The following is a 20974-nucleotide window of genomic DNA, read 5'->3' on the forward strand; positions in this document are numbered from 1 at the left end:
ACGTCGGTTGCAACCATCCGGCAACCGCCCGCTACCCGTTCATCTGTGCTGGCAGGGTGGTGGGCGTGGAGTTCGCCGAGGTCGTCCGCCGCCGTCGCATGGTGCGCGACTACGACCCCGACCGCCCGGTGCCGCCCGAGGTCCGGGAGCGGCTGCTCGAACACGCGATCCGGGCGCCCTCGGCCGGGTTCAGCCAGGGCTGGGCATTCCTGGTCCTGGAGACGGCAGAGGACCGCGACCGCTTCTGGACGGCGACCAGCCCTGCCCCCGAGGACCCGCCCTCCCCCGACGGCTGGCTGATCCGCATGCGCCGGGCGCCGCTGCTGGTGATCCCGCTGTCGCACAAGGCCGCCTACCTGGACCGCTACGCCGAGCCGGACAAGGGCTGGACCGACCGCGACGGGGCGCGCTGGCCGGTGCCCTACTGGGACGTCGACACCGGCATGGCCGCGCTGCTCATGCTGCTCACCGCCGTCGACGAGGGACTGGGCGCCTGCTTCTTCGGGGTCCCACCGGAGCGCGTCGACGCCTTCCGCGCGACCTTCGGCGTCCCCGAGGCATATCGGCCGGTGGGCTGCGTGTCGGTCGGCTACCCCGGGGACGGCGACCGCCGCTCCCCGTCGCTGCGCCGCGGTCGGCGCCCCGTCGAGGAGGTCGTGCATCGTGGCAGCTGGTGAGGGACGGGCGGTGCTGGTCACCGGGGGGTCCCGTGGCATCGGCCGGGCGATCGCCCGGGCGTTCGCCGAGCGGGGCGACCGGGTGGCGGTCCACTGGGGCGCCTCCCGGGAGCGCGCCGAGCGCGTGCTGGCGGAGCTGCCGGGCGAGGGTCATGTGCTGGTGCAGGGGGACATGACCGACGCCGAGGCGGTCGGGACGATGGTCGACCGCGCGGCCGAGGAGCTCGGCCGGCTCGACGTCCTGGTCAACAACGCCGGCGTCTTCACCGCCCACCCGCCGCTGGAGACCTCCTATGCCGACTGGCAGGCCGCCTGGTCGCAGACGCTCGCGGTGAACCTCGTCGGAGCGGCCAACGCCACCTTCCGTGCCGTCCCGCACCTGATCGCGGCCGGCGGCGGCGCGGTGGTCAACGTCTCCAGCCGCGGCGCTTTCCGGGGCGAGCCGAACACACCCGCCTACGGCGCGTCCAAGGCCGGCCTCAACGCCTTCGCCCAGTCGATGGCGCTGGTACTGGCGCCGCACGGCATCTCGGTCACCTGCGTCGCCCCGGGCTTCGTGCAGACCGAGATGGCCCGCGAGGTGCTCGACGGTCCGGGCGGGGACGCCGTCCGCGCCCAGTCGCCGTTCAGCCGGGTCGCCCGGGCCGACGAGGTGGCGGCGGCGGTGCTCTGGCTCGCCTCACCGGAGGCGCGGTTCTCCAGCGGCACGATCGTCGACGTCAACGGGGCCTCCTACCTGCGCAGCTGAGCGGCCTCAGCCCAGCCCGGTCGTCGCGGCCACGTGGACGACGTCGGAGCTGTGCGAGCCGGCCGCGTCGACACCCTCGGGCCGGGGCTCGCGACCGGGCAGCCCGTCCAGCCCGTCGCTGACGTCGACGACCCGCAGCTCCACCGCGCCGTCGCCCTCCACGCTGAACGACGCCTGCAAGCCGTCCTCGGGCGGGGCGTGGAAGACGATCCACGCCCGGTTCCCCCCGAGCTCCTCGACCGGCACGGCGCGACCCCCGATACGGGCGGCGACCACCGTGCCGCCGTCCACGCGCAGGTCCAGGACGAGCATCCGGACGCCCGCGCGCTGCGGGGTGACGCGGACCGACAGCTCCCGGCGGTCACCGACGACGGAATCGGTGACGGTCTCGACGTTCGCGGCCGGGAGGTCGGCCGGCTCGGCCCGACCGGACCACACCGGCCCGCCGAGGTACGGGTAGTCGGCGGGCAGCTCGTCCCGGCTGCCGACGAACTCCACGGTGTACGCCCCCGGGGACTGCTCCGTGCTCACCCACGACGCCTGCCCGGTGTCGCGGTCGAGCACGTAGGCCAGCCGGCTGGGCACCGGGTGGGCCGCGTCGAACCGGTCCACCGACAGCCCGACTCCCGTGCAGGCGACGGCCACGACGAGCGCCGCGGCCGGCACCGCGGTCACCGCCCACGGCCGGTGGTCCTCCTCGGCCGGGAACAGCAGCTCGAGGGCCGGCAGGAGGGCGATCAGCAGCAGCGTGGCGACCGCCGAGGGCGCGGCCGCCGTGCTGAGCCCGAGGGCCGGGAAGAACAGCGCGACGGTCGGCGCGAGCACCACGACGGCCACCGCGCCCGCGAGCAGCGCCGTTCCCAGCCGGAGCAGCCGCGAGGCGGTGACGGCCACCAGCAGTCCGGCCAGCGCTCCGGCGAGGGCCGGCCAGACCGCCAGGTACGAGCCCCCGGGGGCGGCGGCGGCGAGCACGACGCCCAGCACCGCGAGCCAGACCAGGCCGCCGACGGCGAGCGGAACGGCGCCCACCCGCCGGCGCAGCACCGCGTACCAGCAGAGCACCACCCCGGCCAGCAGCGCGACGGTCGCCAGCCGGTACCAGCCCGGCCGCCACGGGTCCAGCAGCTGCCCGTATCCGGGACGCACCGCCACCAGCAGCAGCCACAGCCCCTGGGCGGCCAGCGGCGCGAGGACCAGCGGAAGGGCGGCCAGCGCCGTGGCTCCCGCCGTCCGACGGAGCGAGCTGATCCTCCGCCGGTGCACGACGAGGACCAGCAGGCCGGTGGCGACCAGGGCCCCGGCCGCCAGGGGCCAGACCAGCGTCCCCGGGTAGCGGACCAGCTCCCCCAGCACCGGGAAGTAGGTCGCGTCGTCCGCGCCCGGGCTGGCCAGGACGGCGAGGTCCCGGTCGCCCAGTTCACGGGCGGTGGCCAGGGCGTTGTCCCCGAGTGCCTGCAGCGTCCCCCGGTCCAGTCGCTCCGGCACGTCCTGCGGGCTGTGGTAGGCGGCCGCGCCGTCGATGAAGGCGGTGTTGAGACCGGTGAAGTCGCCGTCGGCCATGAACACGCTGAAGTCGGTGAAGTTCGGCAGCGCCCGGTAGACCTCGACGGCGAGGCTGCTCGCGACAGGGTGCGGAGCGGCCGTGGCGTAGGCCTCGGCGAGGCGGGCGTTGCCGCCCGATGTCTCGAACATGATCGGCGGGCCGCTGGTGCCCCGGGCCTCCAGGTTGAGGACGACTCCACCGGCGGAGGCGAGCGGGTGCGCGGCGGCGAACGCCTCCGCGCCGCACGAGCAGGCCTCTTCCGCGTCGGTGAGCACGACGACGACGTCGTTGCGCAGCCGAGGTCCTGCGGTCAGCGCGCGCACCGACTCCAGGACGGCGGCCACGCCGGCCGCGTCGTCAGCCGCGCCCGGGCCGGTCTCGACGGAGTCGTGGTGGGCGGTGAGGAAGAGCCGGCCGGTGGGCTCCGTGCCGGGCAGCACCGCGACGACGTTGCGCACCCGCGCCATCCGGGTCTCGCCGGCGGCCGTGCGCACCGCGCCGACGGCGTTCTGCACCCGGGTGTCCAGGCCGAGACCGCTGAGGATGTCGACCAGGTCGTCCACGACCCGGTCGGACTCCGCGCTCCCGGTCACGCGCACCTCGGCCGCGATCGCCTCGACGTGGCCGAACGCGCGGGCGGCACTGAACTCCGTCGCCGGCGCGTCGGCGGGGGCGGGAGCCGGGGGGCGCAGGCTCACGACGCTCCAGCCGGCCAGGACGAGCAGGAGCGCGACGACGATCAGCCCGGCGACACGGCTCGGCCGTAGGGCGCTCCGTGACCGGGTCGCTGGCACGGCGTCACCCTAGGTGTGCGCCGGGCCGATCCTCTGCAGGTCAGTCGAGTGTCTGGAGCCAGTTCGTGAGGAGCTGGGCGCCGGCGTCGCCGCTCTTCTCCGGGTGGAACTGCGTCGCGGAGAGGGGGCCGTTCTCGACGCCCGCGACGAACCGGTCGCCGTGCTCGGCCCAGGTGACGCGGGGCTTGGCCAGCGGGGTGGGCGGTCCGTCGGCGGCCAGCGGGAAGTCGCGCACCCCGTAGGAGTGCACGAAGTAGAAGCGCTGGTCGGCCAGTCCGTCGAACAGCACGGAGCCCTCGGGCGCGTCCACGGTGTTCCAGCCCATGTGCGGGAGTACCGGCGCCTCGAGGTGCTCGACGACGCCCGGCCACTCTCCGCAGCCCTCGGTGTCCTGCCCGTGCTCGACGCCGCGGTCGAAGAGGATCTGCATGCCCACGCAGATGCCGAGGACCGGCCGGCCACCGGCCAGGCGGCGGCCGATCATTCGGGGACCGTCCACGGCGCGCAGCCCCTCCATGCAGGCGGCGAACGCACCGACGCCGGGGACGACGAGGCCGTCGGCGTCGAGGACCGCCTGCGGGTCGGCGGTCACCGTCACGTCGGCACCGACGCGGGCCAGCGCCCGCTCGGCCGACCGGAGGTTGCCCGACCCGTAGTCGAGGATCGCCACCTTCTTCACCGCTGCCACGCTACCGATCAGCGGCGGCGGAGCCCCAGGCATTCCCGCCGGGACGCACGAGGCCGCGGTGTGAGGGAGGACGGAGCGACTCCCTCCCCCACCTGGGTGAGGGAAGGTGGACTCACTCAAGTCTCCGGCGTGCCCGCTCGATGACAGGGGCATGCGCGCACTCGCCCAGGACGAGGAACGGGTGGCCTTCTGGCGCCGTCACACGGTGAGTGGCGTGGTCCTGTGCGTGGTCCTCCCCGCGATCGTCGCGCTGCGCACCTGGGTCGCTCCCGCGCCTCCGAACGGCACCGTGGTCCTGCTCCTGTGCGCGGCGATAGCCGTTCCGGCTCCGCTGCTGCTGCTGGCCCCGGTCGAGCGGCTGGTCCGCCATCCGCGAGGACGGCTGTTCTTCGATGCCTGGGAGGCAGTCGGCATCGCACTGGTGCTCCTGTTCTGTCTGCTCGACGGGGGCGTGCGGAGCCCCTACACCCTGTTCCTCTTCGTCCTCCTGGCCCATGCGGCCCTGGCCTATCCCCCGGTGGGCGTGGCACTGGCCGGATCGTTCGTCGTCACCGGCTACCTGGCCGTAGGGCTGGTGGCCGGCGGCATCCCGGCACACGACCTGACCCTGGTCACACTCGCCCTGATGGTGACCACCGCGGTCTGCGCCTTCGCGTCGGCCAACCACGTCCGGGTCTACGAGCGCACGGCGGCCTACGCGCGGGAGATCGCCGCGCTGGCCGAGCGGGACGGGCTCACGGGCACCCTGAACCACCGCGCGTTCCACGAGCGGATGCAGCTGGAGGCCCGACGGGCAACCTCCGACCACCCGGTCAGTCTGCTCATCGTCGACGTCGACGAGTTCAAGACCGTCAACGACACCTACGGCCATCCCGCCGGGGACGGCGTCCTCGTTCTCGTGGGGGGCGTCCTGACCGGTCTGACCCGTCCGGGCGACTCGGCCGGTCGCCTGGGTGGCGACGAGTTCGCCCTGCTGCTGCCGGGTACCGGGTCGCAGCAGGCCGCCGCCGTGGCCGAACGACTGCGCGAACAGGTCCGCACCGCTGCCTCCGCCTACGGCGCGACGGTCAGCGTCGGCCTGGCCGCGGTCACCTCTCCCGATGCCACCGCGTTGCACGCGGCAGCCGACGCCGCCACCTATCGCGCCAAGCGCAGCGGCCGGAACCGCGTCGTCAGCGCGACGGAACCCACGGTGGACGAACCCGCCGACCTCGCCCCGGTCCGCACTGCGCTCAGCGGTTCGTGACGCCGGAGCCCGTCCGGCCGGGAGGCTTCCTCAGACCAGGCGGAGGATGCCCGCCGCGCTGGCGAGCAGGGCGGCGAGCAGGAGGACGACGGCCAGGGCCACCTGCGGGCCACCCCGGTCGGGGCTGTCCTCGTCGGTGCGCCAGACGCTCCAGGCGCCGCCGAGGAGGAACCCGCCGAGGAGCAGCAGGACGAGACCGGAGGTCACCGGTTACAGCGCACCCTTGGTCGAGGGCACGTCGGTGACGCGGGGGTCGATCGCGACCGCCTGGCGCAGCGCGCGGGCCAGCGCCTTGAACTGCCCCTCGACGATGTGGTGGGCGTCCCGGCCGGCGTAGAGCACGCGCACGTGCAGGCTGATCCGGGCGTTGAACGCGAAGGACTCCAGCACGTGCTTGGTCAGGCTGGTCGGGTAGTCCGGCCCGATCATCGGCGTCATGTTCTCGGGCTCGGCGTGCACGAAGTACGGGCGGCCGGACAGGTCGACGGCGGCCTGGGCGAGCACCTCGTCCATCGGGATGGTGGCGTCGCCGTAGCGGGTGATGCCCCGCTTGTCGCCCAGCGCCTGCGCGAACGCCTGGCCGAGCGCGATGGCGACGTCCTCGACCGTGTGGTGGGCGTCGATGTGCAGATCGCCCTCGGCCCGCACGGTGAGGTCGATGCCGCTGTGCTTGCTCAGCGCGGTGAGCATGTGGTCGTAGAAACCCACGCCGGTGCTGATCGAGCTGGTGCCGGTGCCGTCGAGGTCCAGTTCGACGACCAGCTTGGTCTCGTTGGTCTCGCGCTCGACGCGTGCTGTGCGACTCATGCGGTCGATCCTCCCTCATCGGCGCGCATCGCTGCCGCCAGCTCACCCAGGGTGGTGGCCGGAGGCAGGTGTGCGGCCATCAGGTCCGGCCACCGTGCTCGGCGACAACAGCCGCCAAGGCCGTGAGGAAAGCGTCGGTCTCCGTGGCGGTGCCGGCGGTGACGCGGAGCCAGCCGGGCAGGCCGACGTCGCGGACCAGGACGCCGCGGTCCAGCAGCGCCCGCCAGGCCGCCGGCGCGTCGGCGAAGTGCCCGAACAGCACGAAGTTGGCGTCGCTGGGCACGCTGGTGAGCCCCAAGGCGGGCAGCGCCTCGACGATCCGGTCGCGCTGGGCCTTCACCTCGTCGACGGTCGCCAGCAGCGCGTCGGTGTGCGCCAGGGCCATCCGGGCGGCGGCCTGGGTGAGCGAGCTCAGGTGGTAGGGCAGCCGCACCAGCTGGAGCGCGTCGACGACCGCGGCATCGGCGGCCAGGTAACCCAGCCGCAGGCCCGCCATGCCGAACGCCTTGCTCATGGTGCGGCTGACGATCAGCCGGGGCCGGCCGGGCAGCAGGGTCAGCGCTGATCGCGTCCCGGCCCGCGCGAACTCCGTGTAGGCCTCGTCGACGACCAGCACGCCGGCGGTCGCCGAGTACAGCTGCTCGATCGTCTCCAGGGCGACGGCGGTGCCGGTCGGGTTGTTCGGGCTGGTCACGAAGACGACGTCCGGGCGCACCTCGCGGACCTGCGCAGCGGCCGCGGCGGCGTCGATCGTGAAGTCGCCGCGGCGGTGCCCGTCGACCCAGGCCGTGCCGGTGCCGGCGGAGATGATCGGGTGCATCGAGTAGGACGGCGTGAACCCCAGCGCCGTCCGGCCCCCGCCGCCGAACGCCTGCAGGATCTGCTGCAGCACCTCGTTGGAGCCGTTCGCGGCCCAGACCTGCTGCGGGGTCACCGCCTCCCCGCTGGTGCGGGAGAGGTAGCCGGCCAGGTCGGTGCGCAGGGCGACGGCGTCCCGGTCGGGATAGCGGTTGAGCTCCAGGGCCGCGTGCCCGAGGGCGGCGCCGAGGTCGGCGAGCAGCTCGGCGGGCAGCGGGTGCGGGTTCTCGTTGGTGTTGAGCCGGTAGGCGGCCGGAACCTGCGGGGCACCGTAGGGCGAGCGGCCCCGCAGCTCCGGCCGCAGCGGGAGCTCGTCCGGGCCGGTCATGCACCGTCCTCGATGGCGCTCGTCAGGCGCATGCCCAGGGGTGCTGTGCCACTGCGTGACCTCGCGAGCTCGGTCACGAGGTCTGCCGGATCCTGACCGCGGCCGCGTGGGCCGGCAGGTCCTCGGCGCCGGCGAGTGCGTCGATGTGCCCGGCCACCCCGGCCAGGGCCGCCTCGTCGTACTCGACGACGTGGATGCCGCGCAGGAAGGACTGCACCGACAGGCCGCTGGAGAAGCGCGCGCAGCCGCCGGTCGGCAGCACGTGGTTGGACCCGGCGCAGTAGTCGCCCAGGGAGACCGGGGACCACGCCCCGACGAAGACCGCGCCGGCGTTGCGGACGCGCGCCGCCACCGCGCGCGCGTCCCGGGTCTGGATCTCCAGGTGCTCGGCGGCGTAGGCGTCGACGACGCGCAGACCGGCGTCGAGGTCGTCGACCAGGACGATGCCCGACTGGCTGCCGTCCAGCGCCGTGGTGATCCGGTCGGAGTGCTTGGTGGCGGCGACCTGGCCGGGCACCAGCTCGAGGACGGCCTCGGCGAGCTCCTCGCTCGGGGTGACCAGCACGGCGCCGGCGAGCGGGTCGTGCTCGGCCTGGCTGATCAGGTCCGCGGCCACGTGGGCGGGGTCGGCGGTGTCGTCGGCGAGGATCGCCACCTCGGTGGGACCGGCCTCGGAGTCGATGCCGATGAGCCCGCGCAGCAGCCGCTTGGCCGCCGTCACATAGACGTTGCCGGGGCCGGTGACCATGTCGACCGGCTCGCAGGAGCCGGCGCCGTAGCCGAAGACGGCCACGGCCTGGGCGCCGCCGACGGCGTACACCTCGGTGATGCCGAGCAGGGCGCAGGCGGCGAGGACGCCGGGGTCGGGCAGCCCGCCGTGGTCGCGCTGCGGCGGTGAGGCGACGGCGATCGACTCCACGCCGGCGATCTGCGCCGGGACGACGTTCATCACGACGCTGGACAGCAGCGGGGCCAGCCCGCCCGGCACGTAGAGGCCGACACGCCGCACCGGAACCCACCGCTCGGTGACCGTTCCACCCGGGACGACCTCGGTGGTCACGTCGGTGCGCCGCTGGTCGGCGTGCACCTTCCGGACCCGGGCGATCGCCTCCTCCAGCGCCGCCCGCAGGGTCGGGTCGGCCTCGGCGAGCGCCCGGTCGAGCGCGGCCCGCGGGACGGCGAAGTCCTCGGCGTCCACGCCGTCGAGCCGGGCGGTGATCTCGCGGACCGCCTGCGCGCCCCGGATGCGCACGTCCTCGCAGAGCGGCCGGACCGTCGCCATCACGGAGTCGATGTCGGTGCCGGCACGCGGCAGCAGGCCGGCGAGGTCACGTCGTCCCGGCAGCGCGGATCCGCGCAGGTCGATGCGGGCGAGCACGGGCCACCTCCAGCTGTGGAACGGGATTCCAGCGTAGCCAGCGGCGGCACGGGCATCCGCGCCGCCCGTACGGTGGGCCGATGGGTGATTTCATCCCGCTGTTCCCGCTCGGGACGCCGCTGTTCCCCGGGATCGTGCTGCCGCTGCAGATCTTCGAGCCCCGGTACCGACGGCTCATGCGTGACCTGCTCACCCACCCCGAGGCCGGTGACCGGCGCTTCTTCGGTGTCGTCGCCATCCGTCAGGGCTGGGAGGTCGAGCGGGTCGCGCCGGCCGAGGCGCTGTACGACATCGGCTGCACCGCCCGGGTCCAGGCCGTCCGGCCGCAGGCCGACGGCGGTTTCCGGATCGTCACCGTCGGCGGGGAGCGCTTCCGCCTGCTGGACGTCGTGGTCGCCGACGATCCGCCCTACCTGCAGGCCGAGGTGGAGTGGCTGGGCGAGGAGGAGGCCGCCGAGGAGGCCGCGGGCGACACCGACGGGCTGCTGATCCCCGGTGCCGCCGAGGGCGCCCCGCCGTGCGACGACGGACTGGACGAGGTCGTCACCTCCGTGGCCCGCGGCTCCCTGGACGTGCTCACCCGGGGAGTCCGGGACCTGTTCACCCGCTACGTGGCCGAGGTGTCCGATCTCGGCAGCGGCGGCGGGGGCGGCGGCGGGCCGACGCTGGATGCGGAGACCGCCGTGCTGCTGGATGCGGTCAGCGACGATCCCGCCGCGCTGTCCTACCTGGTCGCCTCCGCGGCGCTGCTGACCACCGAGGACCGGCAGGCCCTGCTCGCGGAGTCGGCCACCCGGCGGCGCCTGGCATCGGAGTCCCGCATGCTGCGCCGCGAGCTGACGCTGCTGCAGGAGCTGGGTGCGGTGCCCGTGCCGCTCCAGCAGTTCGCCAGCCCGATGACGGTCAACTGAGACACGACCATCCCGTGGAGACGTGGACCCGCGGTACTACTCGATCTAGGCCCGCAGACAGCGGTGCATCGGGCGTCAGCTCGAGCACGGAGGCCTCCTCGCCTACCACCGGGTGACCGGGCAGGGTCGCCGTAGGCGAAGCCGCGACGTCGCTCCTGCATAGCCGCCGTCGCCCTCGGCCCGGACCGCTCACCGGCCGACCGGATCGGCCAGTACGGAGGCCTCCAGGAAGTGGCAGACGTTGAGCGCGACGGCGAGGTCCACCCGGTTCGAGCGAACCCCTCCACCGCACTGCTCGAGCGCTTTCGCGACGCGGTAGCGCACCGTGTTGCGGTGCAGGTTCATGAGGACCGCGGTGTCGGTGTAGCTCTCGCCGGTCAGGTAGAAGACACGCAGCGTCTCGCGCAGCGCGTGCATGTTCTCGTTGTTCACCGCGAGGCCACCGAGGACCTCCATCACCCATGCACTCGTGGATTCCAGATCGTTGGCCAGCAGCGACGTGATCGCGACCCCGTCGTCACCGAAGCTGATGGCAGCTGCGGTCTCCCCGGACGTGACGGCGACCCGCCGCGCAGCCTGGGCCTGCTCGTGCGTTCGACGGAATCCGGCGACCCCGGCGCCGGACAGTCCCAGGGACGCCCGGCACGTCCGGGCCTGGCCCACGATTCGCCGGATCTCCTCCAGGTTCATCCCTGTCGGCTTGGCGACGAAGGGCAACCACACCCAGGCGGTGGTGCGGTCCACGGCCGTGGTCAACGGGGGGCCGGACGTTCCCACCGCGGCCGCCACCTTGGAGACGACCTGCGTCAGGATGCGCAATTCGTCCGGTGCCGGGTCGCCGTCGACCGACCAGATGATCATGCCGACGTGGTGAGCATCGAGCCGGTACCGCGTCTCCTTCTCGAAGTCCCGGGGCGCGACGCTGCGCCTGCCCAGGACGTCATGGATGAGGGTGGCGCGCACGTTGCCCTGGGTGCTGATCCAGCGCTCCCGCTCCTTCTCGTACACCTCGAAGACGTACTGCGAGATCCAGTCGATGTAGCGCCCCACCACCGAGGACATGTGCTGCAGGACGGCGAACTTCTCCTCCGCCGAGCAGTCCAGCGACTGGACGTCGGGGAAGATCTGCTCGATGAAGTCGTCCTTGCCGACGTTGTAGGCGCGCACGAGCGAGTTGGCCGGGATGTCCCGCTGTGCCAGCCGCAGCGCGTACTCGACCGCCGCGGTCGTCGGCTGCAGCCGCTCGATCGGGATGTCGTTGATGAGGATGTGCGTGATCGTCTTGGTGTTGGCGTCGACGCTGGCCCGCAGCAACTCGATGAAGGCCCGGTCGACGTCCAGTGACTTGATCTCACGGGCGATCAGGTCGCTCATGTCGCGTGCGATCTGCGGCTGCCGGCGGTCCAGCCGCAGCGCGGCCTCGGCCACGAGGGCCTGCAGGCTCTGGGGCGGAGGGCCCACCCCCTCCCCCGCGCCGAACTGATCCTCCCGCGTCTGCACGCTCACCTCGCCAGTCGGCCGAGAGCGGATCGGGCAGCGTTGTAACCACACATCCCGTGGGCACCGGCACCGGGCGGGGTGGCCGCCGAGCACAGGTACACGCCCTCGACGCCGAGTGCGTAGGGATCCAGCGCGATGCGCGGCCGGAACACCAGTTGCAACGGGTCGTTGGCGCCGGTGACGACGTCCCCGCCGACGTAGTTCCTGTTGTGCGCCTCCAGGCCGGCCGTCGAGGTGACGTGCCGGGCCAGCACCCGGTCACCGAAACCGGGAGCAAACCGTTCGATCTGCGCCTCGATCGCCGCGGTCGCGTCACCGGTGTATCCGGCCGGCACGTGTGCGTAGGTGTAGAGGGGATGGACGTCGTCCCGCGACCGGGTCGGATCCGCGACGTACTGCTGCCCGACGAGCACGAACGGCCGTTCCGGCATGCGCCCCCGGACGACGTCCTTCTCGGTGGCGGCGATCTCCTCGAAGGTGCCACCCACGTGCACGGTGCCGGCCCGCCGTGAGTCCTCGTGAGTCCAGGGGACGCCGCCCTGCACGGCGAACTCCACCTTGAACGAGCCCGGCCCATGGCGGTAGCGCGTCAGCGCCCGTGCGATCCGCCGCGGCATCCGGTCCCCGACGATGCGGGCCGCCGCCGCGGGGGCGACGTCGAGCATCACGATGTCCGGGTCGCCGAGCTCGTCGAGGGAGCCGACCGTCACGCCTGTCTCCACCTTGGCACCGTGCTCGGCGAGCAGGGCGGAGACCACCCGGCCGATGGCCGCCGACCCGCCCTCGGCCACGGGCCAGCCGTACCGGTGCGCCGCCGTGCCCAGCGCCACGCCGATCGCCGAGGACGCCGGGGAGCCGAACGGCCGGAACGCATGGGCCGCGACGCCGGCGAACAGCGCCCGCGCCTCCGTCCCCGACCACCGGCGTGCCAGCACCGCCGCCGGCAGCAGGGAGTAGGCCCCGAAGCCGGCGAGCTTCACCGGATGCCGCGGCACGTGCAGCATCGGCCGCAGGAAGTCCTCGGCGATGTCGTCGAAGCGCCGCGTGAGCGGGCCGAACAGGCTGCGCCAGCGTCGTCCGTCCGGTCCCAGGCGCGCGGCGGTCTCATCCACCGAGCGCCAGACGGCTGCACCACCGCCGCCGTCCAGGGGGTGGGACCACTCGATGTCCGACCACCGCCAGGTCAGCCCGTGCGCTTCCAGGTCGAACGCCCGGGAGAACGGAGTGTCCACGGCCAGCGGGTGGAAACCGGAGCACTCGTCGTGGATCAGCCCGGGCAGGGTCAGGGCGCTGCTCCGGGTTCCTCCCCCGATGGTGTCGGCGGCCTCCACGACCGTCACCTGGACACCCGAGGCGGCAAGAGTGAGGGCGGCAGCGAGCCCGTTGGGCCCGCTGCCGACCACGACGGCGTCGGTCATGCACTCACACTGGCACGGACCACCGGGTGGGGGTGCTCCCCGGCCGGCGTGTAACCGGGACTGCGCCACGTGACGGTGTGCGGGATGGGCCCGTTGGGCAGCCAAGGCTGCTCCGCCACCGCGTCGGCCACCTTCCAGTAGCCCCGTTCCACGACACCGAGTGCCGCGTCGATGACCTTGTACTCCTGCGTCGACCGGTGGATGGGCTGCGACTCGACCCACACGACGATGCACTCGCCGGGCTCGAACGCGCAGCGCTTCTGCACGGCCGTGATCGTCTGCTCGTTGTGCAGGTGCGCGTCACCGAACTGCCAGCCGACCAGCGTGGTGCAGACGAACTCGCCCTCACGGATGCGGTAGTTCTCCAGCCGGTCGAGGTGGCGCATCATCAGCGACATCAGGCCGCGCCCCTGGCTGTGCATGGTCCGCCAGGCCATCGCCTTCTGCATGAAGATCTCCGCGATCTCCTTGCCGAAGGCCCCGGCGAGCTGGTCGACCTGGTTGGCGTTGTACTTCACCAGGTGCTTGTTGAGCTTGTCCTCCGCCTCGTCACCCCGGAAGGCCCAGGTGGCCGACGCCCAGTTTCCCGCGTACTGCCGCATCGACGGCAGGAACGAGACCAGGTCGGGCCGCAGGTTGCCCAGGATCGGGAAGGCGACGAAGACGGCGAGGATGGCGGCGAGCAGCCACGGCGAGCTGATGTCGCCGACGCCGTAGCCCTCGGAGGCGGGGAAGCCGCCGAAGAGCCAGACGGGGGCGAACATGAAGAAGACGTTCCACTCGAGCGGCACCGCGAGCGGGAAGGTCGAGGTGATGAAGATGTGGAAGACGATCATGCCCACGATCGCCAGCCAGGTGATCGTCGAGTTGGTCGAGAACAGCAGCACCAGCGGGAGCACGAGCTCGACGACGGTGCCACCGATGTGGGCGAAGGCCCACGCCACCTTCGACGGCCGCAGGTCGTTCGGGTAGTCCCGGTAGAGCGCCCGCTTGAACTTCAGCGACGTCAGCCAGGGGGTGTTGCTCATCATCGGCGGGACGACGTTGGTGAAGTGGTGGCCGAACTTCGAGATGCCGGCGCCCATCCAGATCGTGACCAGGGCGATCTTGGCGGCGAGGACCATGTCGACGTGGTTGCTCAGGATGCCGAAGAAGAAGAGCGCGGCGACGTACTGCTCGGAGCGCGCCGCCAGGAAGACGACCCGATCACGCAGACCCATGACGATGATCAGCGCCACGTAGGTCAGCAGCCCCCACTGCGGCAGCAGCCCCGCGTCGCTCCCCGGCAGGGCCGACGACTCGAATCCCGGGGTGAGCAGCAGGAAGGCCAGCGTGGCCAGGATGCTGCAGTAGAGGACGACGTCGAAGGTGGTGCGGTGGTCGCCCTTGGTGAACGGCACCTTGCCCGGCCACGGAGGCAGCCGCAGCGTGTTGCGCCGCGTCCAGTACAGGAAGCCGCCGATGAACGGCTTGAACTTGAACGCCAGTGGACCGGACGACGAGGCCCACCCGGTGATCTCGAAGAGCACCGTCCAGATGATCAGCTTCTGGTAGACGATCAGCTCGCCCCACCAGGCAGCGAAGTCGCCGATGCCTCCGAGGCCGGGCGTCGTGAGGGCGACCACGGCGACGCCGCCGACGACGTAGAAGACCAGCTTGTAGAGGTAGAGCATGTGGTTGGTCTTCGGGCCGCCGAAGCCGTACTCGCACCAGTGGGTGGCGAGCATCCGCATCCGTTCCATGAACGGCATCGACTCGAACTGGGCCGGGTCCACCGGCGGCATGTCTGCGGTCTTGAAACCCATGGTGTCTCCTCGTGCGGGCAGGGGCGTCCGGCACGAGGGGTGCTCGTGCAGTGGACGGGGCGGAGTGGAGGTGCGGTCAGGCCGTCTGCGGTTGCAGCGAACGACGGAGTGCCGGCTTGTCGATCTTGCCGACGGGGTTCTTCGGTAGCGCGCTGACGACGTCCACGGTCTCGGGGACCTTCACCCTCGTGAGGTGACGCCGGCAGTGATCGAGGAGGTCGTCCTCGGTGAGCGCGGAGCCGGGGTAGAGGCTGACGTAGGCGATCGGGGCCTCGCCGAGGACCGCGTCCGGTCGCCCGACGACGGCGGCTTCCAGCACCTCGGGCAGGCCGTGGAGCACCGCCTCGATCTCCTTCGGATAGATGTTCTCGCCGCCGCGGATGATCATGTCCTTCACCCGGTCGACGAGGGTGAGGTATCCGTCCTCGTCGAGGCGACCGACGTCCCCGGTGTGCAGCCACCCGCCGACGACGGTGGCCGCGGTCGCCTCCGGCAGGTTCAGGTAGCCCCGCATGACCGTGGGTCCGGAGATCACGACCTCGCCCGGCTCTCCCGTCGGCGCGAGGGACCCGTCCTCGGCCCGGATGGCGATGCGCTGCCCCGGCAGGGCGGGCCCCACCGTGCCGAGCTTGCGGATGCCGTCGACGGGGTTGCATGCCGACGCGCAGGTGCCCTCGGTCAGGCCGTAGCCCTCCACCATCGTGAACCCGAACCGCTGCTCGCAGCGGTCGAGCAGCTCGGCCGACACCGGGGCGGCGCCGCAGACCACGAATCGCAGCGACGAGGTGTCGGGTCGGACGTCGTCGGGCAGCGAGGCCAGCAGCGCGTAGATCGTCGGCACCGCGGAGAAGTACGTCGGACGCAACCGCTCGATCTGGTCGAAGAACCGGCTGGCGGAGAAGCTGCCGACGATGCTCAGCTGTCCACCCGACCGGAAGCTCGCCAGCGCACTGACCATGATCGCGTTGACGTGGAACAGGGGCAGTACCAGCAGGCAGTGGTCCTGCTCGGTCAGGGAGAAGTGGTCCGCCATGATGCTCGACATCGCCTCGGCGTTGCCGTGGTCGAGCATCACGCCCTTGGGCCGTCCGGTGGACCCGCTGGTGTAGATCAGCAGCGCCAGGTCGTCAGGCCGCAGGGCGACCGGCCGGAGCGGTGCGCCTCCGGCGGCGACCCGCATGTCCCGCACATGGACTGCCGGCCGTCCACCGGTGGGCGCCTCCGGCCCCAGGTTCACCACGACGAGGGCCCCGGAGTCCGCGATCTGGTGCTCGGCCTCGCTCCGGGTGAACACAGGGTTGACCGGGGTGGCCGCGCCGCCGAGCCGCCACGCGGCGAACAGCGCTACGAGCAGCTCGACCCGGTTGGGGAGCATGACGGCGAGCACGTCGCCACGACCGAACCCAAGGTCAGCCAGCTGGCCGGCGAACGCCGCGATCCGGGCATCGAACTCGGCGTAGTTCAGCTCCACGCTGTCGTCCCGGACGCATGGCTTGCCCGCAGAGGAACGGAGCCGCTCCCAGGGCAGGTAACCGAAGCTCATGCGCCGCCGACTCCTTCGGTGCTCGTGCACTGTGACCCGCACCACCGGGCCCTGTGATGCACGACACTAGGGAGGCGGGTGCGGTCGGCCCACGTCCGTCAGACACCAACTTGGTGTGCGGACTTGTGCGCCGTGCACATCTGAGCCGGTGACCGGTCGCTCCACACCGGTACCGACGTACCGGCGACCCGAGCGTCCGGCGGTCGGGTCAGGTGGAGGGGGATGCCGGCGGAGGGGCGTCGACCAACGGTCGTTCGTCCGGAAGAAGTGCTCCGCCGCCGGCCGAAGCCGCCCGTCCGCCGGCGTCGGACTCGGTCCGGCCGAGGCCGTCGTCGAGCGCGTAGAGGACGGCGGCGACGTAGGCCAGGAGCGCGGTGAACGGGGTCAGCGCCAGCGCCGGCAGCGATCCCAGGGTGAGGGAGGTGGTCACACGGGCGCCGATGTCGGTGAGCTCCGCCTCGGAGGGGCCTCCCCCGAGGAGCTCGCCGGTCTGCCAGGCGACGACCCCCGTGAGGCAGGCACCCACCGCCAGCGCGAGCACCGTGGCCACGCCGCGACGCCGGCGGAGGAGCCAGGCCGCGCTCCCGGCGAGCAGGCCGACGCCGGCCAGGATCAACGCGAGGACGGCGTCGTCGGCGGCCAGGAGCTCCGGTGAGGGGTTTCCGATCGGCACCGGACCGGCCTCGGTGACGCGGAAGTCGGCCCGCGGGGCGAGCCACCACCACAGCAGGCCGGTGGGAATTCCGGCCAGCGCCAGCGCCAGCACGATCCCGGCCGAGCTGCGCGAGTCGGCCCGCACCTCCGCCCGGCCCCGCCAGTAGGCCGACGCCACGGAACGTGTCGTGCCACGGCCCTCGGGGGCCGCGGGTCCCAAGGCGCCGTTCGGAAGGCCGTGGGCTGCCACCGCGTCGGTGGTGGGTGCGGGGTAGGTCACCGCTCCAGTGAACAACGGCTTCCTGGCAGCTGCCGGATCGCGGTCCGACGACCGGGACGGTTCCGCCGGCGGGCCCGGTTCCGTGGTCAGCGGACCCCCGTCACAGCAGCGCCACGCTGGTCGGGCCCAGCAGTGCCTTGATGTCGCCCATGAGCGCCGTGCTCGGGCGCACCCGCAGCCCCTGGTCGAGGCGGAGCACCGTCTCCCGGCTGCCGTTGACGAGCTTGAGCTGCACCTCGGTGGTGCCGGGATGGCTGCCGAGCACCTCGCGCAGCCGCTCCACGACCGGCGGCGTGCAGCGCGCCGCCGCCATCGACACCAGCACCGGTCCGCGCGGCCCCTCGGTGAGCTCGGGAATGGTCACCTCGGAGCCGAACAGCGACGGCTGGTCGTCGCGCCGGCTGATCCGCCCCTTGACCACGATGATCTGGTCGCGGACGACCTTCTCCGAGACCTCGGCCCACGTCTTGGGGAAGAACAGCACCTCGATGCCGGACTCGAGGTCCTCGAGCGTGGCGATCGCCCACGGCGCGCCCTGCTTGTTCGTCCGCGGGGAGACGGAGGTGAGGATGCCGGCGATGGTCACGTTCGCGCCGTCCTCGACGCCGCCGGCGTTGATCTCGGCGATGGGGGTGTCGGCGTTCGCCGCGAGCACGTGCTCCACGCCGTGCAGGGGGTGGTCGGAGACGTAGAGGCCCAGCATGTCGCGCTCGTAGACCAGGCGCTCGGCCTTCGACCAGTCGGCCGTGGGGATGACGATGTCCAGCGCCCCGCTGAACGGATCGTCCTCCCCCGCGCCGGCGCCGAAGCTGCCGAACAGGTCGAACTGGCCCTCCGCCTCCTTGCGCTTGAGCGCCATGGCCGAGTCGACGGCCTGGACGTGAACCGCGGCGATGCCCTGCCGCGAGTGGCCCAGCGAGTCGAATGCGCCGGCCTTGGCCAGGGACTCGATCACCTTCTTGTTGCAGGCCACCGTGTCGATCTTGCGCATGAAGTCGGCGAAGTCCTTGAAGGCGCCCTTCTCCTCGCGGGCCCGGACGATCGAGTCGACGACGTTGTGCCCGACGTTGCGCACGGAAGCCATGCCGAAGCGGATGTCGGTGCCGACGGCGGTGAAGTCCCAGGACGACTCGTTGACGTCGGGCGGGAGGACCTTGATGCCCATCCGGCGGCACTCGGCCAGATAGATCGGCCGGCGATCCTTGTCGTCGCCCACGCTGGTGAGCAGGCCGGCCATGTACTCGGCCGGGTAGTTCGCCTTGAGGTAGGCCGTCCAGTACGAGATCAGCCCGTAGGCCGCGGAGTGCGCCTTGTTGAACGCGTAGTCGGCGAAGGGGACGAGGATGTCCCACAGCGTCTTGATGGCAGCGGCGGAGAACCCGTTGGCCTTCATTCCGGCCTCGAAGCCGACGAACTCCGCGTCCAGGACCGACTTCTTCTTCTTGCCCATCGCACGGCGCAGCAGGTCGGCCTTGCCGAGCGAGTACCCGGCGACCTTCTGCGCGATCGCCATGACCTGCTCCTGGTAGACGATCAGGCCGTAGGTCTGGCCGAGGATCTCCTCGAGCGGCTCGGCGAGCTCCGGGTGGATCGGGGTGATCTCCTGCTGGCCGTTCTTGCGCAGCGCGTAGTTGGTGTGCGAGTTCGCGCCCATCGGGCCGGGGCGGTAGAGCGCGCCCACGGCCGAGATGTCCTCGAAGTTGTCCGGCCGCATCAGCCGCAGCAGCGAACGCATCGGGCCACCGTCGAACTGGAAGACGCCGAGCGTGTCCCCCCGGCCCAGCAGCTGGTAGGTGGCCTTGTCGGTGAGGTCCTTGCTGAGCTCGTCGAGGTCGATGGCCTCCTTGCCGTTGATGACGATGTTGCGCAGCGCGTCGTCGATGACCGTGAGGTTGCGCAGCCCCAGGAAGTCCATCTTGAGCAGCCCGAGCGTCTCGCAGGTCGGGTAGTCGAACTGCGTGATGACCGCGCCGTCGGCCTCGCGGCGCATGATCGGGATGCTGTCGATCAGTGGGTGCCGGCCGATGATGACGCCGGCGGCGTGCACGCCCCACTGCCGCTTCAGGCCCTCGAGCTTGCGGGCCTGGTCGACGACCTCGGCCGCGCCCGGATCGGCCTCGTACCGGGCCCGGAACTCCGAGGCCTCCTTGTAGCGCGGGTGGGCCGGGTCGAAGATGCCCGACAGCGGGATGTCCTTGCCCATCACGCCCGGGGGCATGAGCTTGGTCAGCTCGTCACCGACCGAGTAGGGGCGGTCGAGCACCCGGGCGGCGTCCTTGATCGCGGCCTTGGCCTTGATCGTGCCGTAGGTGACGATCTGGCTGACCCGCTCCTCGCCGTACTTCTCCGACACGTAGCGGATGACCTCGCCGCGGCGGCGGTCGTCGAAGTCGATGTCGACGTCGGGCATGGAGACGCGCTCGGGGTTGAGGAACCGCTCGAAGATCAGGCCGTGGGACAGCGGGTCAAGGTCGGTGATGCCCATCGCGTAGGCAGCCAGCGACCCGGCGGCCGAGCCACGGCCCGGACCCACCCGGATGCCGTTGTCCTTGGCCCAGTTGATGAAGTCGGCGACCACGAGGAAGTACCCCGGGAAGCCCATCTGGCAGATGATCGCGGTCTCGTAGTCGGCCTGCTTGCGCACGTGGTCGGGGATGCCGCTCGGCCACCGCTTGTGCAGCCCGCGCTCGACCTCCTTGACGAACCAGGAGGTCTCGTCCTCCCCCGGCGGCAAGGGGAAGCGCGGCATCAGGTCGGCGCCCTCGGTGAACGTCACCTCGCACTGCTCGGCGACCAGCAGCGTGTTGTCGCAGGCGACCTGGAGGTCGCCGGGGAAGAGCGCGCGCATCTCGGCGGCGCTCTTGAGGTAGTAGCCGTCGCCGTTGAAGCGGAAGCGGTTGGTCTCGTTGAGGCGCGACCCCGTCTGGATGCACAGCAGGGCGTCGTGGGCGGCGGCGTCCTCCTTGTGCGTGTAGTGCAGGTCGTTGGTGGCCAGTAGCGGGATGCCGAGGTCCTTCGCGATCGCCAGCAGCGCGGGCCGGGTCTTCTTCTCGATGGACAGGCCGTGGTCCATGAGCTCGGCGTAGAAGTTCTCCCGCCCGAAGATGTCCTGGAAGTCGGCCGCCGCCTGCCGCGCGCGGTCCTCCTTGCCGGCGCGCAGCCACATGTTCACCTCACCCGACGGGCAGCCGGTGGTGGCGATCAGGCCCTTGCCGTAGCGCTCCAGCAGGTCGCGGTCGAAGCGCGGCTTGCGGTACTGGCCCTCGAGGCTGGCCAGCGAGGAGATGCGGAACAGGTTGTGCATCCCCTCCGTCGTCCGGGCCAGCAGGGTCATGTGCGTGTACGCGGCCTTGCCGCGGTTGGACCCGCCGTCGCCCTCCTCGTCGATGAGGTTGTCGCCGAAGTCGAACGGCGCGCGGTCGAAGCGCGACCCGGGCGTGTAGTAGCCCTCCATGCCGATGATCGGCTTCACCCCGGCGCCTGTCGCCTGCTTGTAGAAGTCGTAGGCGCCGAAGACGTTGCCGTGGTCGGTCATGGCCAGGGCGGGCATGCCCTGGGCGGCTGCGGCGGCGGTGACCTCGGGCAGCTTGGCCGCGCCGTCCAGCATCGAGTACTCGGTATGTACATGCAGGTGCGCGAACGAGTCGGACGTGCTGCTCACGGTGCGGCGCTACTCCTCAGTGGTCGTGCGTGCCCGCCGGGGAGGTGCTCCGGCAGGCGACCGGTGGGGAGACCGGTGGTTGCGGGTGCCTGCGTTCGGTGGTGCGGGGGCCGGTACGTCGATCCTCGCACTCCC

General features: G+C 72.0%; 16 protein-coding genes. 4 read left to right on the forward strand and 12 right to left on the reverse strand.

Annotation, left to right across the window (positions count from 1 at the left end; translation table 11 throughout):
- Positions 1-65 precede the first annotated feature (65 nt).
- Both FHU33_RS13950 and FHU33_RS13955 read left to right on the forward strand, forming a co-directional pair.
- Complete coding sequence (locus FHU33_RS13950) at positions 66-677, forward strand: nitroreductase family protein (RefSeq protein ID WP_142025879.1); 612 nt, start codon at positions 66-68, stop codon at positions 675-677.
- Complete coding sequence (locus FHU33_RS13955) at positions 664-1425, forward strand: SDR family NAD(P)-dependent oxidoreductase (RefSeq protein ID WP_142025880.1); 762 nt, start codon at positions 664-666, stop codon at positions 1423-1425. Before FHU33_RS13950 ends, FHU33_RS13955 begins: the two co-directional genes overlap by 14 nt.
- 6 nt (positions 1426-1431) lie before the next feature.
- Here the strand turns inward: FHU33_RS13955 and FHU33_RS13960 are convergent, their stop codons facing one another.
- Together FHU33_RS13960 and hisH are read right to left on the reverse strand one after the other, a co-directional pair.
- Positions 1432-3762 carry a M20/M25/M40 family metallo-hydrolase gene (locus FHU33_RS13960; protein ID WP_142025881.1) on the reverse strand — a complete coding sequence of 777 codons (2331 nt, stop codon included), beginning with the start codon at positions 3760-3762 and terminating at the stop codon, positions 1432-1434.
- A gap of 40 nt (positions 3763-3802) precedes the next feature.
- Complete coding sequence (gene hisH, locus FHU33_RS13965) at positions 3803-4441, reverse strand: imidazole glycerol phosphate synthase subunit HisH (protein WP_246063614.1); 639 nt, start codon at positions 4439-4441, stop codon at positions 3803-3805.
- Between the two features lie 160 nt (positions 4442-4601).
- On the opposite strand from hisH, the gene FHU33_RS13970 reads away from it, so the two are divergent.
- Positions 4602-5696, forward strand: coding sequence for a GGDEF domain-containing protein (locus tag FHU33_RS13970; RefSeq protein WP_142025883.1), 1095 nt, complete (start codon positions 4602-4604; stop codon positions 5694-5696).
- Positions 5697-5726: 30 nt separating this feature from the next.
- Here the strand turns inward: FHU33_RS13970 and FHU33_RS25010 are convergent, their stop codons facing one another.
- From FHU33_RS25010 to hisD, 4 genes are all read right to left on the reverse strand, one after another.
- On the reverse strand, positions 5727-5903 hold the full coding sequence (locus tag FHU33_RS25010) for a hypothetical protein (RefSeq protein WP_170182452.1): 177 nt from the start codon (positions 5901-5903) through the stop codon (positions 5727-5729).
- Positions 5904-5906: 3 nt separating this feature from the next.
- The gene (hisB, locus tag FHU33_RS13975) at positions 5907-6503 is read right to left on the reverse strand and encodes an imidazoleglycerol-phosphate dehydratase HisB (RefSeq protein ID WP_142025884.1); all 597 of its coding nucleotides are present in this window, start codon (positions 6501-6503) and stop codon (positions 5907-5909) included.
- A gap of 79 nt (positions 6504-6582) precedes the next feature.
- Entirely contained in the window at positions 6583-7689 is a 1107-nt protein-coding gene (locus FHU33_RS13980) for a histidinol-phosphate transaminase (RefSeq protein WP_142025885.1), read from the reverse strand.
- Between the two features lie 73 nt (positions 7690-7762).
- Entirely contained in the window at positions 7763-9067 is a 1305-nt protein-coding gene (gene hisD, locus FHU33_RS13985) for a histidinol dehydrogenase (RefSeq protein ID WP_142025886.1), read from the reverse strand.
- Positions 9068-9147: 80 nt separating this feature from the next.
- Here hisD and FHU33_RS13990 point away from each other — a divergent pair, with 80 nt between their 5' ends.
- Positions 9148-9978, forward strand: a complete 831-nt coding sequence (locus tag FHU33_RS13990) for an LON peptidase substrate-binding domain-containing protein (protein ID WP_142025887.1) — start codon at positions 9148-9150, stop codon at positions 9976-9978.
- 189 nt (positions 9979-10167) lie between these two features.
- Here the strand turns inward: FHU33_RS13990 and FHU33_RS13995 are convergent, their stop codons facing one another.
- The 6 genes from FHU33_RS13995 to dnaE all read right to left on the reverse strand — a co-directional run bounded on the left by FHU33_RS13995 (position 10168) and on the right by dnaE (position 20839).
- A complete protein-coding gene (locus tag FHU33_RS13995) occupies positions 10168-11484 on the reverse strand; it encodes a PucR family transcriptional regulator (protein ID WP_142025888.1) in 1317 nt (438 codons plus the stop codon).
- Complete coding sequence (locus tag FHU33_RS14000) at positions 11481-12896, reverse strand: phytoene desaturase family protein (protein WP_142025889.1); 1416 nt, start codon at positions 12894-12896, stop codon at positions 11481-11483. The genes FHU33_RS13995 and FHU33_RS14000 overlap by 4 nt, the downstream gene beginning before the upstream one ends.
- A complete protein-coding gene (locus FHU33_RS14005) occupies positions 12893-14701 on the reverse strand; it encodes a DUF3556 domain-containing protein (protein WP_142025890.1) in 1809 nt (602 codons plus the stop codon). Before FHU33_RS14005 ends, FHU33_RS14000 begins: the two co-directional genes overlap by 4 nt.
- Before the next feature lie 76 nt (positions 14702-14777).
- Positions 14778-16244 carry a class I adenylate-forming enzyme family protein gene (locus FHU33_RS14010; protein ID WP_142025891.1) on the reverse strand — a complete coding sequence of 489 codons (1467 nt, stop codon included), beginning with the start codon at positions 16242-16244 and terminating at the stop codon, positions 14778-14780.
- 208 nt (positions 16245-16452) lie between these two features.
- Complete coding sequence (locus FHU33_RS14015; RefSeq protein WP_170182453.1) at positions 16453-17178, reverse strand: LPXTG cell wall anchor domain-containing protein; 726 nt, start codon at positions 17176-17178, stop codon at positions 16453-16455.
- 100 nt (positions 17179-17278) lie between these two features.
- On the reverse strand, positions 17279-20839 hold the full coding sequence (dnaE, locus tag FHU33_RS14020; RefSeq protein WP_142025893.1) for a DNA polymerase III subunit alpha: 3561 nt from the start codon (positions 20837-20839) through the stop codon (positions 17279-17281).
- Between the last annotated feature and the right edge of the window lie 135 nt (positions 20840-20974).

It is taken from the genome of Blastococcus colisei (assembly GCF_006717095.1).
GTDB lineage: Bacteria > Actinomycetota > Actinomycetes > Mycobacteriales > Geodermatophilaceae > Blastococcus_B > Blastococcus_B colisei.